This is a genomic window from Paenibacillus sp. FSL M8-0212, assembly GCF_038004645.1.
Lineage (GTDB): Bacteria > Bacillota > Bacilli > Paenibacillales > Paenibacillaceae > Paenibacillus.
Genome location: NZ_JBBORP010000001.1, coordinates 2103729 through 2116239, shown reverse-complemented (window position 1 = coordinate 2116239; position 12511 = coordinate 2103729). Strand labels below are relative to the sequence as shown.

10 protein-coding genes are annotated in these 12511 nt (G+C 48.7%); 6 read left to right on the top strand and 4 right to left on the bottom strand.

What is annotated here, in order from left to right:
* Positions 1-76 precede the first annotated feature (76 nt).
* Positions 77-937, bottom strand: coding sequence for a hypothetical protein (locus MKX68_RS09310; RefSeq protein WP_091038015.1), 861 nt, complete (start codon positions 935-937; stop codon positions 77-79).
* A gap of 128 nt (positions 938-1065) precedes the next feature.
* Entirely contained in the window at positions 1066-1992 is a 927-nt protein-coding gene (locus MKX68_RS09305; RefSeq protein WP_340911036.1) for a LysR family transcriptional regulator, read from the bottom strand.
* 355 nt (positions 1993-2347) lie between these two features.
* Here MKX68_RS09305 and MKX68_RS09300 point away from each other — a divergent pair, with 355 nt between their 5' ends.
* The 4 genes from MKX68_RS09300 (at position 2348) to MKX68_RS09285 (ending at position 7881) form a co-directional block, all read left to right on the top strand.
* Complete coding sequence (locus MKX68_RS09300; protein WP_047840482.1) at positions 2348-3364, top strand: ABC transporter ATP-binding protein; 1017 nt, start codon at positions 2348-2350, stop codon at positions 3362-3364.
* A 70-nt stretch (positions 3365-3434) separates the two neighbouring features.
* Positions 3435-4508 carry an ABC transporter substrate-binding protein gene (locus MKX68_RS09295; RefSeq protein ID WP_340911033.1) on the top strand — a complete coding sequence of 358 codons (1074 nt, stop codon included), beginning with the start codon at positions 3435-3437 and terminating at the stop codon, positions 4506-4508.
* A 116-nt stretch (positions 4509-4624) separates the two neighbouring features.
* Complete coding sequence (locus MKX68_RS09290; protein ID WP_340915349.1) at positions 4625-6295, top strand: ABC transporter permease; 1671 nt, start codon at positions 4625-4627, stop codon at positions 6293-6295.
* Positions 6292-7881: an MBL fold metallo-hydrolase gene (locus tag MKX68_RS09285; RefSeq protein WP_338590145.1), complete on the top strand. Its 1590-nt coding sequence runs from the start codon at positions 6292-6294 to the stop codon at positions 7879-7881. The genes MKX68_RS09290 and MKX68_RS09285 overlap by 4 nt, the downstream gene beginning before the upstream one ends.
* 75 nt (positions 7882-7956) lie before the next feature.
* Here MKX68_RS09285 and MKX68_RS09280 read toward each other — a convergent pair whose 3' ends face one another.
* Both MKX68_RS09280 and MKX68_RS09275 read right to left on the bottom strand, forming a co-directional pair.
* Positions 7957-8478, bottom strand: coding sequence for a GerMN domain-containing protein (locus tag MKX68_RS09280; RefSeq protein ID WP_340911031.1), 522 nt, complete (start codon positions 8476-8478; stop codon positions 7957-7959).
* A 73-nt stretch (positions 8479-8551) separates the two neighbouring features.
* Positions 8552-9964: an N-acetylmuramoyl-L-alanine amidase family protein gene (locus MKX68_RS09275; RefSeq protein WP_340911029.1), complete on the bottom strand. Its 1413-nt coding sequence runs from the start codon at positions 9962-9964 to the stop codon at positions 8552-8554.
* A 282-nt stretch (positions 9965-10246) separates the two neighbouring features.
* Here MKX68_RS09275 and MKX68_RS09270 point away from each other — a divergent pair, with 282 nt between their 5' ends.
* Entirely contained in the window at positions 10247-11476 is a 1230-nt protein-coding gene (locus MKX68_RS09270) for an anhydro-N-acetylmuramic acid kinase (RefSeq protein WP_340911027.1), read from the top strand.
* A 125-nt stretch (positions 11477-11601) separates the two neighbouring features.
* On the top strand, positions 11602-12441 hold the full coding sequence (locus tag MKX68_RS09265; RefSeq protein ID WP_036616797.1) for a MurR/RpiR family transcriptional regulator: 840 nt from the start codon (positions 11602-11604) through the stop codon (positions 12439-12441).
* Positions 12442-12511: the final 70 nt, after the last annotated feature.

Here is a 12511-nt window from a genome sequence, read left to right as displayed (position 1 = left end):
CTACGCAAAAAAAGACAAGCCCTCTCCTACGATGTCCGCAGGAAGAGGAACTTGTCTTTTGTGTTAGAGCTAGCGATTAGTATCTTTCCAGAATCGTTTGTGTTTTCAAGCCATCTGCAGGAATCAGCCAGTTGTTGTTCTCCAGCAATTGTAGCAGTTGGGTACGCAGCCCGGATACGGCTACAGCATCATCGGTTTTGAAAGAAACCTCTACGATATTCTCAATACCTGTACCTGCTGCGTCACGGATCGGCCATACTTCGAGTGTAAGCTCTTGACCATTCCATGTACCTTCATATCGTTGGAACGTTATCGGACCATATGCACGGGATTGAGTCAGTTGCTGTTTGCCCCAGTTGGAGGAAGTCCAGTTTTTCAATTTGCCCGGAAGCTTGTCCAGTAACATGTTCAAGGCTTCTTGCTGCGAAGGAAGTTGGACTCCTGTCGCTTTGGTATCGACTTTTTTGGTGTTGGAGAAGCTCAGCGTCTGTTTGCCGTATCCCCAATCAATTTCAGCCTCGTAGTTATCATCTGATTTATCAAAACCCTCTTGGTTAGCCAGAGTCAGCGCTGCGTTGATATCGCCATTGATCACAGGGTAGCGTTTTTTATAAGTCAATTCGTAGTTATTCTTGTCATCCTTTTTGCGAAAACGAACGTTCCATCCTTGTTGATCCAATCCGAGAGCATTGGTGTCGAAGTACTCTACGTTAATGTTTCTTGGCGTGGAACTCAGGCCGAGTGTCTGAATCACTTCACTGCGTGGTGTCCCATCTGTATTCAATACCAGTTCCGGCTTGGCCAGAAACTTCACTTCATAAGCAGGAACGGCATTGGCAGCAGCTGAAGCCTGGGGTGCTCCCAGAAATGTCATTCCACTTCCCAATGTTACGATGCTCAGCATCAATGAGGCGGTTACCTTTTTCCACTTTTTCAAAACCAATCACTCTCCTAATCTGGATTAACGTACAGATCCCACTTTATCGCCCGAGTATCTGAAAGCGATTAACGGGGAGCGCACATTGCGTTAACCCTGCATAGATTTGATGAATGGCAAACGATAGTTTATAGCGGATCAGGGCAATCAGCCATAGAAAGGGGCGAGCCGTGACTCACCTCTCGTAGCACTTCTTTGAAGCGGTTTACCTGAACTGAAGGGTGGCGGTCCTTGTTATGTACCGTATAGATATGGCGCGGCGCTTGCTCTCCCGGAATGGGAAGAACTTGAATGAGCCCGTGCTGTTCCTCCCACTGTACCGCCATCCGAGACATGAATGAGACATGCCCCCCGATTAACACGAGCTGTTTGATCGCTTCCAGGGAATCCATCTCCACGGTACTCCGCAAACGAATATCATGTTGCGCAAGCCATTGATTGGTTAATCGACGAGTACTGGATTCATTGCCGTGTAAGGCAAAAGGAATCTGCGCGATATGATCAGGGGTTAATGCATCCTTCTGGGCCAACCCATGTTGCGGAGAACAGATCAATACCAGGTCGTCTTCACACAACGTCTCAGCTTGCAGTGCGGGTCCAACAAATGGCTCGGAAGAGATCACCCCCAGATCAATCTGATGTCGAATCAACATCTCGCGAATAACAGGTGATGGTTTGACGGATAAGACGATACGAATGCCCGGGAATTCCTGAGAAAAGGTATTGAATATGGCAGGCAGCAGATATGTAGCCGGTACATAGCTTGCCCCAATGTGCAGGGTGCCCCGATAGAGGCTGTCATATTCCTTTACGACCCGTCGTGCCTCTTGGGTTAAAGCATTGATTTTGACGGAATAGTGGAGCAGGGCTTGTCCGGCCTCGGTTAAAAAAGTCTTCCCACTGCGTGATTCGAATAATCGCACGCCCATCTCTTCCTCCAATGACTTCATATGAAAGGTAACGGTCGGTTGTTTGATTCCCAGTAACTCGGCCACGCTTGTCATGTGATGATGCTTGTCGATCAGCTCAACAATTTGCAATTTGATCAGATTCAATGTCCCGACACTCCTCTCACTTCTACTATATAAATTGAACTAAAGATTTACACAGACACTACGATGACAGAACAACCTTCCAATCGCTGTTATCCCCAAATTTTTTTGATTCCCTTTCTCAAAGGGAAAATCCGGTGATAAAGGCGAACGCTCCGCTTTTTCAGGTTTTTTCTGTCCTCTCCGTTATCGTGCAAATGATTAGTTCACCTACTATAGATTTAATCTATGAACATCAACAGAATTCATCTAAAAAGTTAATTCCAATTTTACATACAAGACATACAACTCGCGAAAGCGGACGTTAGACTGAGAACAGTGCAAGAGATCAAGTAACAGAAGACAGGCAGGGATGCTTATGAAATTAGAGATGACAGGAATTCAAAAATCATTTAATCAAACACCCGCACTGCTGCCGACAGATCTAACGCTTGAACATGGAAAGTTCACGACCCTGCTCGGCCCATCGGGCTGTGGCAAAACAACACTGCTCCGCATGTTGGCCGGGCTGGAACAGCCGGACGCGGGGGAGATTCGTGCAGATGGTCAGTGTATCTACTCTGCGGCGAAGCGGATTGATATACCAACACACAAGCGTAATCTGGGCATGGTGTTTCAGGATTTTGCATTATGGCCGCATATGACCGTATACGAAAATGTAGCGTTTGGCCTGAAGGCCGGAAAACAGAAATCTGATCTGCGGCAAAAGGTGAACGAAGCACTTGGCATGGTTCGCCTGCAAGGCATGGAAGATCGTTATCCTCATCAGCTATCTGGTGGACAGCAGCAACGGGTTGCTTTTGCCAGAGCCGTAGCGGTCAGACCTGGTGTGATCCTGTTCGATGAGCCACTGAGTGCACTGGATGCTGTACTTCGGGAAGAGATGCGGATTGAGATGATGTCCTTGGTACGAGACATGGGACTGACTGCGCTGTACGTCACACATGATCAGATTGAGGCGATGTCGATGTCGGATGAGATTGTGGTGATGCAGAAGGGGCGGATATTGCAAAAAGGAAGCCCGGAAACGATCTACTCGGCACCAAGTGATCCGTATGTCGCTTCGTTTATCGGAAAGTCCAACTGGCTCACGCCTAATCAATCGATGGTGCGACCAGAGCATGTCACTTGGAACAAAACAGGTCATGATGATCTGTGTTATCCAGGGACGGTACTTAGTGTCAGCTATGTAGGTGAGCGTTATGAAGTACGGGTGCAGATGGAAGGGCTGGGCGTATGGACAGCCTATATGAACCAAAGAGTGCGCGTAGGGGAGCGGGTACAGCTCTATGTAACCCCTGAGCGGATATGCCGAATGGACGGTTATGACCACCCGAGTATGAAGCAGAACGAAGCGATCGCAGTGGCATATTAAATTGTTGAACAAGCACGCAGTTGGAAGCAGGAGTACACATTTTATAAGAAACCAGGGGAGATGGACGAATATGTTGAATATGAAAACACGGAAAAAGAGCGCAATGCTGTTATTAACTGCGGTCATGAGTATCAGTTTGTTCGGATGTAGTACGGGGAACACAACTACAGGCAACGCAGCACAACCCGCGGGTGAAGGAAACACAGCAGTAGCGGCAGAAACAACGAAACCGGCTGGCGGCAAGCTTGTCTTGTACAGTGCTGGCCCACAGAAGCTGGCAGATAACATCGTGAGCGGATTTACGGACAAAACGGGGATTGAAGTAGAGATGTTCCAGGGAACGACAGGCAAAATTCTGGCTCGTATGGAAGCAGAGAAGTCCAATCCGGTTGCAGACGTTGTAATCCTGGCCTCTTTACCTTCAGCACAGGCTCTGAAAGCAGATGGACTGACTATGCCGTACCCGGAAGCAGCGAATGCAGACAAGCTGAACAAGGATTGGTCGGATGCAGAGGGCAACTATTTTAGCAGCAGTGCTTCCGCACTGGGCATTGTGTATAACACCAAACTGGTATCTACACCACCAACAAGTTGGGCAGAGCTGGCTACGCCTGCGTGGAAAGATGCAGTGAACATTCCCGACCCTACATTATCAGGTTCAGCACTCGACTTCATCACAGGATACCTGAGTGCGAATGGTGAAAAAGGATGGGATCTGCTGAGTGCCTATAAAGCCAATGGTGTAGCGATGGCAGGCGCCAATCAGGAAGCACTTGATCCGGTTATTACGGGTGCCAAAAGCATCGTAGCGGCAGGTGTGGACTACATGGCATATTCCTCCAAGGCAAAAGGTGAACCACTGGATATCGTATATCCTGAGGAAGGAACAGTAATCAGCCCAAGACCAGCAGCGATTCTGAAATCCAGCCCAAATGTAGAGAATGCCAAAGCGTTCATTGACTACTTGTTGTCCGATGAAGCACAGAAGCTGGTTGCAGATGCCTATCTGATCCCGGGCCGCGAAGACATTGAAGCGACTAACCGTGCCAATGTGAAGGATATTCCACAGCTTAAAGTGGATTGGAACTGGATGAGCGAACATGGCGAAGAGACAGCGGCGCGTTTTTCCGAGACTTTTAAGTAAGTACTTTTGCATATGCAACATACCGAAAGAAGAACAAGTATAGAGACAATTAGGCAAAAGGAATACCTGCTGTCTGTGGAAAGTCATGTGAGGTGAACGTGGTGAAACCTGTTGTAATGGACAACAACCGAATTTTTCGGAGAGTGGGCGTGATTCTGGCCCTCTTTCTGCTGACCATAAGCATTGGCGTGCCGCTCTTGCTGATCTTCTGGCAAAGTGTGTATCCGGACGGACAATGGGACTGGATGGCTCCGATTCGCACGATTACAGGTCATCATCTATCGGGTGTATTGCTGAATTCCGTCTGGCTTGGTATCTGTGTTGTAGCGGTAACTACGCTGCTGGCGCTGCCGCTGGCCTGGATGATGGCGAAGACTCGGATGGGTGAGCATCGCTGGGTCGATGTAATCCTGATGATTCCGTTCATGACCCCGCCGTATATCGGATCGATGGGCTGGATTCTGTTTATGCAAAAAGGGGGATATCTCCAGCAGTGGGTGCCCTCATCTGCGGGCTGGAGTGAGCTGTTCTTCAGCTTCTGGGGCATGGTGCTCATCATGAGCTTGCACCTATTCCCATTCCTGTATCTGCTGCTTCGTGATGCATTAATCCGCATCGGTGGCAATCTGGAAGAAGCGGGAGCCGTGCACGGTGCACGGGCAGGATACCGTTTCAGACGCATTATTTTACCCTTATTGTTGTCATCCTACGGCATGGGGATCATGCTGGTCTTTGTCAAAACGATTGCGGAATTCGGAACACCGGCAACCTTCGGGCGCAAGATTGGCTATTATGTCATGACCTCCGAAATTCATAAGTACATCTCCAGTTGGCCGATTGACTTCGGCAAGGCGACTTCGCTGGCATCGGTGCTGCTGTCCGTCTGTCTGGTGATGTGGTATATGCAGTCTGCCATGAGCCGGAAGTTCACGTATCGTCTGGTTGGTGGCAAAGGGCAACGTTCGAAGCGATATTCTCTTCGTGGCGGAGCAGGATGGTTGTGTGGGGTGTATCTTGCAATCCTGTTGATCCTGTCGATAGGTATCCCATATTTCTCCATCATCGCCGCTTCGACCATGAAGTTACGGGGATCGGGAATTGCATTTGATAATCTGACCTTGGATCATTACAAAGAGCTGTTATCTTGGGGATCGGTGAGCATGAAGGCCATTGGGAACAGTCTGGGATTATCCCTCGCGGCTTCAACCGTTGCTGTTATTATCGGTACTGGGTTTGCACTCGCGATCGGCAGATCATCTTCATTCATGCAGCGTGTGATTGACTTGTTCAGTCTGTTGCCTAATACGGTGCCGGGCATCGTGATGGTCGTGGGTCTGATTCTCTTCTGGAACTCACCTTGGATGCCAGTCACGTTGTATAACACCTACGGCATGGTTGTGCTCACGTATGTTGTTCTCTTCTTGCCTTACACCGTGCAGTATGTAAAATCGAGCTTTACCCAGATTGACGGAACATTGTTCCAGGCTGGGCAAGTCTTTGGCGGGAAACCGCTGTATATTCTACGGCGAATCCTGATCCCGCTGATCCTACCCGGCATGCTGGCCGGATGGATGATGACCTTTACGATTGCTACCCGGGAGTTGGTAGGTTCGTTATTGATTCTTCCGCCGTCGATGCAGACGTCCGCTACGTATATTTTTGCCCAGTTTGAACAAGGTCAGGTATCCCTCGGCATGGCGATGGCCGTCGTGACAGTAGGTATGACGGTGTTCATGCTGCTTGGAATCGAAATGCTGAATTCAAAGAGAAAGTGGAATGCATCATGATCAAACTGAACGTATGGGGCGGCGCAGGGGAACATGGACGTTCCGCCTATCTCCTGAGCGGGAGCCGGTTTCGGCTTTTGCTGGATTGTGGTGTGAAAAAAGAAGGCAAAGGCCAGTATCCGCTGATCGATCCGGAGATTGTCCCACAACTGGACGCGGTCCTCTTGTCCCACGCCCATGAGGATCATTCGGTCGCCATCCCTTTGCTGTATAAGATGGGCTACCAGGGTGAAGTGTGGACGACGAGAGAGACGAGGGCGCAGCTGCGTACGTATTTTGCCAACTGGCGTAGGTTTGTAGAGCGTATAGGCGAAGAACTTCCTTATGATGAAGTAGATGAGCAGGCTATTCGTTATCGGTATCTGGAAGATGAGGTCGTATCCCAAACCTGGTTTGAACCTTTTCCAGAAGTAAAAGTGATGTGGGGCCGGAGTGGACATCTGGCTGGATCGGTGTGGTTTGGGGTTGAAATGGAAGGTAAGCGGATTTTCTATTCCGGGGACTACACGTCCGAATCGCTGCTTTTACAGGAGGATTGTCCAGCGGAGGCGTTCTGGCAGACAAACATGCTTCGTGAGAATCCTGTGTTCGATGCTCCGAGCAGCGAACGGTGGGGTACAGAGGAACTAATCGCCATAAACAGTGGGCAAAAGGCTGGAGAATTCATAACGTCACAAGATCATACATCTGTTGCATCAGAGGCATCGTCAAGAACACTTGTATCCATGGAGATACCCATGAAGCAGAGAAATTTCACATCCAACGGAGCAGATGGAGCAGACAGAGCAGACAGAGCAAACGTAGCAGACGCTGCGCCAATATCTTCCGTCGGGCTAGTGGATCTGGCGATCGTTGATGCGGCCTACGGTACGGACCAGGATACACAGGCCGACAAACTGGAACAGCTTGAACGAGCCATTCGCCAGACGATTGCTCAAGGCGGAAAGGTGCTCTTACCCATGCCTGTCGTAGGTCGTGGACAGGAGATCATACTGTGGGCACAGCAACAATTCCCGGCTATCCCAATCGTAGTAGAACACGGGCTGGTAGACGGCATGAAGCAGCTTATGCATGTTCCGTATTGGTTGAGGGAGAAGGGAGAGCATGTCATCGGAAGTTCGTTGAAAGACAAAATTGATGGCTTTCTGACTGGACGAGGATGGGATCTGCCTACGACCACCCAAGAGCGGGAACAGCTGTTGGAACATCATGCTGCTTCGCTATGGTTCATTCCCGACGGCATGATGCAGTCCTCGCTTGCCCGTTGGTATTATAGTCAATTATCGGACAGGGAGGAGAATCTGATTCTGCTCACCGGGCATGTTGCTCATGGTACATTTGGTGATAAGCTGCTACGGGTTCCTGACAAGTATGGAGTGTGTGTGGTGCGGAAAATACGTTATAAAGTGCATCAGGGCTGGAAGGATGTTGAACGGATGCTGCATCAGGTTCCAGCAAGGCATACGGTCCTTGTGCATACTGACCGGGCAGAGACGGACCGTTTAAAAGAAGGTTTGCTCAGAAATAGCCCGTCACCGGGAACAGTTATACATTCACTGTCTGCTGGTGACGAGCTATATGTGTGAATTGTGCATGAATCGAATTGATGCGTCAGATTGGAACGTCCCTGGGGACGTTCTTTTTCCATTGTTGTGTGATCTTTAGGGTTCGCGATGAATAGGGTGTTCCAGTTCGGCATGACCCATCAAACTATCCACGGCTTCACCATCCACCAGTATATCCAGGCTGTTCACTTCATCAAATTGAAACATCGTTGTAGTTAAAGCTTCCAATGCGAGCAATTCTCCACTGGTACCAAGATTGGCTTCAGCGGGGATATGAACATCCAAAGTCACTGTACCCTCAGCATATTGGATAGAGAGCAATTCAACCTGCTCCCAGAGGGAAACAAGCTCCGAATAGGTGTTCGTTTGCAACGCTGCAAATGTTTTTTCATATTTTTCGGAATCATCCTTGTATTCAATTTCCTGCTCTGTTTTCTCAAGCTCAAGTACCTGAGAATCTGCCAAATAAACATCGACGACTTGTGTATTCATTGTGCCCAGATCCACCTCCGTTTCGGATGGGTTTGGTGCCTGCACCTGTCCCCCCTGAACAGCAGGTTCATTTGAGCCGGATTGGCTCACTGGCTTCTGGGCACATCCAACTCCGATAAGGATCAAGCATGATAATATAAGTGCACAACCTAGCTTCTTATTCAAAGAATCACTTCCTTTATCTGATTTATTATATGATTTATAGGCCCAAATACTCCTTGATTCCATCGGCTATCGCTTGAGCGGCTTTCATCTGAACAACTTCGGACGACATCAGTTCTTCATCGAGCACATTACTCAAGAATCCCACTTCCAAAAGCACTGCAGGCATGGTCGTGTCTCGGATCACTTCCAAGTTGCCATTTTTCACACCACGATCTCTGAGACCCATGGCTTTCACCAAACGTTGATGAATGATAGTAGCTAATTCCTTGCTGTTACTGCGTTGATAATAATATGTCTCTGTACCTGTGGCTTGGGGGGCGGACTTCACACTATTGCCATGGATAGATACAAATACATCTGCATTTAATTGATTGGCGAGCTGAACACGCTCAGGACGGGTCGGATAGGTATCACCTTCACGAGTCATCACCAATTCGATATTAGGTTCATTAAGCAGGAGGGCTTGTACTTTGTGAGCTAATGCCAGATTGTATTCCTTCTCGGGTTTGTTCGTGATGCTGATCGTCCCTGGATCACTGCCACCGTGTCCTGGATCGATGACCACGACCTTGCGTCCTGAATCGCCTACTGGAGTGACTGGAGCAGGTGTGACATTGTCTCCCGCAACATTCAGATCAATAATCAGTTTATCGGCAATGACGTTCTGGCTGTACTGGACATTCTTCACATTATTCAATTCTACGACAATGCGAACTTGTGCCGGTTCTCGTTTGAACAGTGAATATCTCACTTCTGTCACATTGGGATAACCGCTCACATCCAACTTGCCATTGAGTCCTTGATCCAGCGGTTGGGAGATATCACCAAAGGTGGCTCCGGGCAAGTCCACAACCAAACGATCAGGGTACTTGAGGGTCGTTACTACCGGCTGAACGGCCCCATCCGTGGATAACACGAGCTGATTGTTGGCAAATTGGATATCGGTAACCTGGGCGGTAGAGCTTGAATCTCCTTTTCCAGAACTGTTGCCTGGTTCGGTAGCAGGTCCCTTACTGGTGTTTGTTAAGTATACGATCTTGTCTTGATTATTCCATCTTACCTTAAGCCCCATTTGTTCACTGACAAATCGAATGGGCACCACCAGCGTTTTATTCAAAATTTGCGGTGCTGTGTTCAAAGTGACTTGTTTGTCAGCAACCATGGCTTGCTTTTGGTCCACGGTTAGGGAAATCGTCTGTTGATCTTGCTGAATTTTTACAGTGCGTGCTTGTTGGTTCCAATCAACTTTGAATTTCAAATTTTCGGCAACGACACGAATCGGGATCATCACGTTTTTATTGATAATCGTCACCTGTACATCACTTGGGAGGACTAATTCCTCTCCATCCATAAAGATTTTCGACGAACTTGCAGCGGCATTTCCCTGATTAGGGAACAAAACGAGTAAGAACAGGCTCAGAAACAATAGTAAAATGGTTTTCTTCATTATGCACCTCGACTAGTATTAGATCTATATATGACTACCAAAATATACCTACATATTATAAACGGTAAAAATGTAAAAATGTTTCTCTTCTGATATCTAATTATCAATTGATGGAAGAAAACATGATGTGTGATCGCAAATGGGATGAATATCTCTCTTTTTATTTTCAATGATGTAATTAAATTTCATATAATGTTTGACTTGTGAAATTTAATATCATATACTGGGTGAAATTATGGCAGGATGACGTGTTTATCGGGTCTTGCAGGAGGTTGGAAGTGGATGGATACAGGCAGCTATCCGATGTGGGAGAAGTATCGTTTGAAGCAGGAGCATCTGGTCATCGGACTAATGTCAGGAACGTCACTTGATGGAACTGACGCGGCATTGGTGCGTATTCAAACCGATATGAGCGGGGCATTACAGCAGATAGAGCTGGTTGATTTCGTCTGTGTGCCGTATTCGAATGGATTGAGAGACGTGATGATCCGGTTATGTTCACCGGGGACGGCGCGTGTCGACGAGCTGACAGCCGCGCATTTTGGTGTATCGGAGTGGTATGCGCATAGCGTTACGGAACTGATGCGGTCTGCCGGTATCTCAACGCAGCAGGTGGATGTGATTAGCATGCATGGACAGACGGTATGGCATGCTCCTGTAGCCTCTGCATTTCCAGGGCCAACGGGAGCCAGTATTGATGTGGTATCGACATTGCAGATCGGTGAATGTGCTGTCGTTCGAGAACGGACAGGACTGCCAGTGATTGGTAACTTGCGTGCAAGGGATATGGCCGCTGGTGGGGAAGGTGCCCCGCTTACGCCTTATGCGGATGCTCTGATGTTCCGTAGCCCGACGGAAGGACGGCTGGTGCAGAATATCGGTGGCATTGGCAATGTGACGGTGCTTCCCTCTGAGTCATCTACCGAAGGTATTTCGGCATTTGATACGGGACCGGGCAATATGGTGATGGACGCCATTGTGCGGCAGGCAACGGATGGGCGGCAGCATTATGATCCGAGTGGAAGCATTGCCGCACAGGGAAAGGTCGATCAGCGTCTGGTAGAACTGTGTTTGGAGGAGGAGTATTTCAAAAGAATTCCGCCGAAAAGTACCGGGCGAGAAGTATATGGAGCCGCGTATGCAGTGAGACTGATGGAGATGGCCGCAGCGCGTTCCTTATCCCTTGAAGATACGCTGGCTACTGCCACCTGTCTGACCGCGGAGACCATCGTGCGTGCAGTGCAGGATTTTATCCTGCCCAAGGTGCAAATATCGGCCATGCTTGCGTGCGGTGGTGGTACTTCCAATGCCACGTTGATGGAGATGATCCGTCAGAGACTACCGAAAGATATCCGTTTGGAACGAACAGCAGATTATGGCGTACCTGATGATGCTCGGGAAGCCATTGGATTTGCTCTACTTGGCCATGAGGCACTTATGGGAAGAACCAATACACTCCCGGCAGTAACCGGAGCGAAACACGCCGTAATCTCAGGCAATCTCACACTCTAGTGAGGCCTGACTTTAATTGGAGTTCAGTTATGGAAGGGCGAGGGATTCGATTAGACGCGAGTGGAATTATAAGATAAAATGCTTGTACATGAATGCAGTACGGAAAGGAGGAGCGAATGGAAGGCATGAAAGGTGGACTTGTACGTTTACGCGCATTAATGGATGACTTGACCCCGTCCGAACGGAAGATCGGAGCTTATATTCTCGATCACCCGCAAGAAACTGTTCAATCCTCGGTGGCCCAGTTGTCTGAACGGAGTGGAGGCAGCCCAGCTGCCATTATCCGTCTCTGTAAATCACTGGGTGTAACGGGTTTTCAGGAGCTGAAGCTGAAGATTGCCGGAGATTTGCAGACGAGTGAGCCATATCAATATACGGAGATTCGTCCCCAGGACTCCATGGAGAGCATTATTCAGCATGTGTCCGCAAACAATATTCAGTCGGTGAAGGATACGGTTCATATTCTGGACCCACGTCTGGTGGAAAAAGCCGTGGACGTGCTTCATCAGGCAAACCGAATCTTTTTCTATGGAGTAGGGGCCTCCAACCTGATTGCGCTGGATGCACATTACAAGTTCATGCGAATCAATCGTACAAGCTTTTCGTTCGCCGATCCGCATATGCAGATTTCGTCCGCAACGACGCTTCGTGAGGATGATGCGGTGGTATGTATCTCGTATTCAGGGGAGACTTCAAACGTAATCTCCTGTCTCAAGCATGCTCATGATGGCGGTGCAGCGACAATCAGCATTACCAAGTGGGGCAGCAATACACTCAGCAGTATGGCGGATGTGCCTCTGATGATTACTTCCACCGAAAGTGACATTCGGAGCGGAGCCACATCGTCACGGATTGCTCAGTTGAACGTGATCGACATTTTGTATCTAGCGATTGCCAGTCGGGATTACAACCAGTCGGTGGAGTATTTGGAGAAGAGCCGACAGGCTATTCTGGAGCACAAGTGAAGTAGAACCATATGAATCCCTTTCTGTTTATACAGGAGGGGATTTTTTGACGGATTATATCCGCTTTTAT

What these genes read in the sequence shown, in the direction of transcription:
- MKX68_RS09300 (WP_047840482.1), top strand. Translation starts at nt 2,348, where the DNA reads ATGAAATTAGAGATGACAGGAATTCAAAAATCATTTAATCAAACACCC.
- MKX68_RS09295 (WP_340911033.1), top strand. Translation starts at nt 3,435, where the DNA reads ATGTTGAATATGAAAACACGGAAAAAGAGCGCAATGCTGTTATTAACT.
- MKX68_RS09290 (WP_340915349.1), top strand. Translation starts at nt 4,625, where the DNA reads ATGGACAACAACCGAATTTTTCGGAGAGTGGGCGTGATTCTGGCCCTC.
- MKX68_RS09285 (WP_338590145.1), top strand. Translation starts at nt 6,292, where the DNA reads ATGATCAAACTGAACGTATGGGGCGGCGCAGGGGAACATGGACGTTCC.
- MKX68_RS09275 (WP_340911029.1), bottom strand. Translation starts at nt 9,964, where the DNA reads ATGAAGAAAACCATTTTACTATTGTTTCTGAGCCTGTTCTTACTCGTT.
- MKX68_RS09270 (WP_340911027.1), top strand. Translation starts at nt 10,247, where the DNA reads ATGGATACAGGCAGCTATCCGATGTGGGAGAAGTATCGTTTGAAGCAG.
- MKX68_RS09265 (WP_036616797.1), top strand. Translation starts at nt 11,602, where the DNA reads ATGAAAGGTGGACTTGTACGTTTACGCGCATTAATGGATGACTTGACC.